3 protein-coding genes are annotated in these 3743 nt (G+C 42.3%); all 3 read left to right on the forward strand.

What is annotated here, in order from left to right; translation table 11 throughout:
- Positions 1-180 precede the first annotated feature (180 nt).
- The gene (locus tag AC1DU2_RS30735; protein ID WP_147052007.1) at positions 181-570 is read left to right on the forward strand and encodes a BlaI/MecI/CopY family transcriptional regulator; all 390 of its coding nucleotides are present in this window, start codon (positions 181-183) and stop codon (positions 568-570) included.
- Between the two features lie 3 nt (positions 571-573).
- The gene (locus tag AC1DU2_RS30740; RefSeq protein WP_477389438.1) at positions 574-2295 is read left to right on the forward strand and encodes a M56 family metallopeptidase; all 1722 of its coding nucleotides are present in this window, start codon (positions 574-576) and stop codon (positions 2293-2295) included.
- A 243-nt stretch (positions 2296-2538) separates the two neighbouring features.
- On the forward strand, positions 2539-3525 hold the full coding sequence (locus AC1DU2_RS30745) for a TonB-dependent receptor (RefSeq protein WP_477389440.1): 987 nt from the start codon (positions 2539-2541) through the stop codon (positions 3523-3525).
- The last annotated feature ends 218 nt before the right edge of the window (positions 3526-3743 follow it).

Raw genomic sequence — 3743 nt, forward strand, 5'->3', positions numbered from 1 at the left:
ATTTGCTTGATGTATATTCCTTTATTACAGTCGATTACAAATATTCTACCAACTATTTTTGGCAATTATATCTTATTTTTATAAACTTCCTGGCACATTTATACACCTTTTTCAAAAGGTACGAAAAATTTATTACCTAAAATTTGTTTCGTACGAAAATATTCCTACCTTTGAATTGTTATGAGTGAAACACAACAAAACAAGCAACTGGAACCTACAAAATCCGAACTGGAAATATTACAGGTTTTATGGGAAAAAGGCCCATCAACAGTTCGTGCGGTTAATGATGAGTTGCTGAAGCAAAAAGAGGTAAATTATACTACCACGCTGAAGCTGATGCAGATTATGGCCGATAAAGGTATCCTTAACCGGGACGAAAGCCAGATGAAGCACATTTACAGCGTGGCCGAAGAGGAGCAAAAAACCAAGTCGCATTTGCTGGATAAGTTTGTTGATTCGATGTACAAAGGATCGGCAAGTAAGCTGGTAATGCAATTGCTGGGCAACAAAAAAACAAGCGACCAGGAATTACAGGAGATCAAAGAAATTTTAAGAAAACTGGAGGAATAAACCATGACTTACCTGAATGAATTACTGCCCCGGGGCTTCACCACAGCCTTAAGCTACACGCTGCTGCACTCGTTGTGGCAGGGCGTTATACTTGCTGTAATCACCAGCCTTATATTGGTGTTTACCCGCAGGCAAGCAGCGGCAAAACGCTACACGTTAATGGTAGGCGCACTGATGTTGTTTGCTTTAACGGCCATAGGTACATTCATTTGGGAAGTTAACCAAACAGCAGCAGGTAAAATATCACCGGCCGGCTACAATTCAAATAATCAAACACCGCATCTGCCTGTTTTGGGGGTAGCCGGGTTTACGCAAGGTTCGGTAATTGATAAGAGTATAAACTATGTGAACACCCATGTCCAACCTATAGCTTTCGTATGGTTTTTGGTGGTTTTTGCGCGCAGCCTCCAGCTATTGGCCGGGCTACAGGGACTGCATCATTTGCGGCGTAGGTCTGTTTTTACGGTTGATAAATATTGGCAACAACGGGTTGCTTTGTTGTCGCAGAAATTGGGGATAAAGCAAATGATAGGTATTGCCGAATCGGGCATAGCAAAAGTACCTATGGTGATTGGCCACTTGAAACCATTGATCCTGATCCCGGTTGGTTTACTAATTGCCTTACCGCCTGCCGAAGTTGAAGCTATCCTAGTACACGAGTTGGCCCATATCCGCCGGAGAGATTATTTGATAAACCTTTTACAAAGCTTCATCGAGATCATTTTCTTTTTTAACCCGGCCGTGCTATGGCTGTCGGCCCTGATCCGTACCGAGCGGGAAAACTGCTGCGATGATATAGCCGTACAGGAAACAAGCAGCAAGGTAAACTACATCAGGGCCCTGGTAAGCTGCCAGGAATTCCAGCTATCGGCACCGGCCTACGCCATGGCTTTTCCAGGCAAGCGCGATCAGCTGATTAACAGGGTTAAACGTATGGCATCGGGCAATAACCACAGTCTTAATATTCGCGAACGCTCTGTTTTGGCCGTGTTATTATTAAGCGCCGGCTTGCTCACTATGGCTTTTAGCAATGCCAAAAGGATTGATAAAATGTTGATTAATACCAGCAATACGGTATCTCACGCGGTTGTTTCTGTAAAAAAAGAACTGTTTCCTAAAGATGATACCTCATCGCATCATGCTGATTTAAAACCAGGTGAAAACAATAAAGAAGCAAAAGCAACACTTGCCGCGTCTTTAAAGGCAACTGCCCCGATTTTGGCAGATACGCCTGCTAAAGCGAAACCATTGGATACCCTAAAAGGTAAATTAGGCAGATTGCATGGTGGTCTTGGAACACTAAGCAAACTTGATGAACAAAAGGACTTGGCAAAAGCCGATTCTATTAATCAAAGCAGAACGCAAACTACAAAACCAACTGCGCCTGCAAATAACGCTTATAGTTATGGCAGCAAGCGCTATAATAAACAAGACTATAAGTCAGTGTACAAAGCCGATTATAAACCTTACCATGCACCAACCGAACCAAGTATAGGCGAGGTGGTTACTGCCGAATTGAAAAAGGACGGGTTGATTGATGCTGATGCCCCTAAGGTTTCTTTTAAACTTAGCCAAAGTGAAATGATCATTAACGGTGTAAAACAGCCGGATGATGTTTTCCAGAAATACAAGAAGAAGTATGTGCCCGTTACCGGCAAAAACCAATGGACGTTGTATAATAATTACGATACCGATACCAAAGTAACCACCACCGACAAGCCTTAGTGTCGTGTCATCGATAAAATGACGGATAGTCTTTAGCCAAAAGCCTTAGTTCCAGGTCAAAGAAGAAAAAATCAACTTTAGGCTTACGACTTAGTACTGTTGACTTAACACTAAATTATCCTGACTGCATGAATTTTAACCCGCCCCAAACAGGCGAACGGGTATTGCCATGCCCAAAATTTGAAAAATATTTAAGATTAAATAACAGATCAACCTAAAAGAAACCTCTTAGCACCCATCAATATGAAATTAACAATTGCAGCTTTTTTAGCCGCCTGGCTTTCTATTGCCTCGACTTTGGTAAACGCCCAAAAATTGATAACGATAACAGGTAAAATTAAAAGCACCGATGCCAAACCGCTGGATGGTGCTACAGTTTACCTATATAAGGTTACAGACTCGGCACTGGTAAAAACAGGTGTGGCAAATGCTACGGGGACTTATATTTTAAAAAATTTAAAAGCCGGACAGTATAAGATGGCCGTTAGCATGATAGGCTATCAAAATTATAAGAGTGCACCTTTTACGTTTGAAAAAGATATAGTACTGCCGGATATTATTTTGCAGCTTGCCGGTAAAGAATTAAAAGAAGTAGCCGTTGTTGGCCAAAAGCAATTGGTTGAGCACAAAATTGACCGCACGGTTGTAAACGTAGATGCCATGATTGGTAATGGTGGCAATACGGCTATGGATGTGCTTGATAAATCGCCGGGCGTAATCGTCGATCAGAATGGGGGGATCAGCCTTAACGGCAGCGGCAGCGTGAAGATTTATATCGACGATAAGCCCACCTACTTATCAGGGATAGATCTGCAGAACTACCTGCGCTCGATACCGGCATCAACTATCGACCAGGTTGAATTAATGACCAACCCGCCAGCCAAATACGATGCCGCAGGGAACGGCGGAGTAATCAACATCCGCATCAAAAGGAATAAAGCAAAAGGGTTTAACGGTGGGCTTAACATGAATTATACCCAAGGCAAGTACGGCAAAACCATCAATAGTTTTAACTTTAATTTCAGGGACAACAAAATCAACGTATTTGGCAACCTGGCCTATAGCACCTTTAATTCGTTTAATGACCTGGTTATTAACAGGTACTTTTTGAACGATGATGGCAGCCCGGCTTCCAATTTTTTGCAGCACTCATTTATCCGCAGGCAAACAAAAAACCTGAACCTGAGGCTTGGGGCTGACTACTCAGGGCTGACGCATAAGAAACGTTAAAAACGGGAGGTGTTGCCAACAAAATGTTGATAAAGAGGTGATAAGTTTAAGGGTTGCGGTTGTCAAAAAGGCTTTCAAGTTTTTTTCTTTGTAAAAAAGAATATGCCCACATCCCTTCACGATCATTTCAGATGGATACCCGATCCACGCACGGGCAATAATAAGAAGCATAATTTACTGGAAGTAATCATTTTATCGGTCTTGGCAGTGTTATGTGG

The sequence above is a fragment of the Mucilaginibacter sp. P4_C11 genome, from assembly GCF_056402115.1.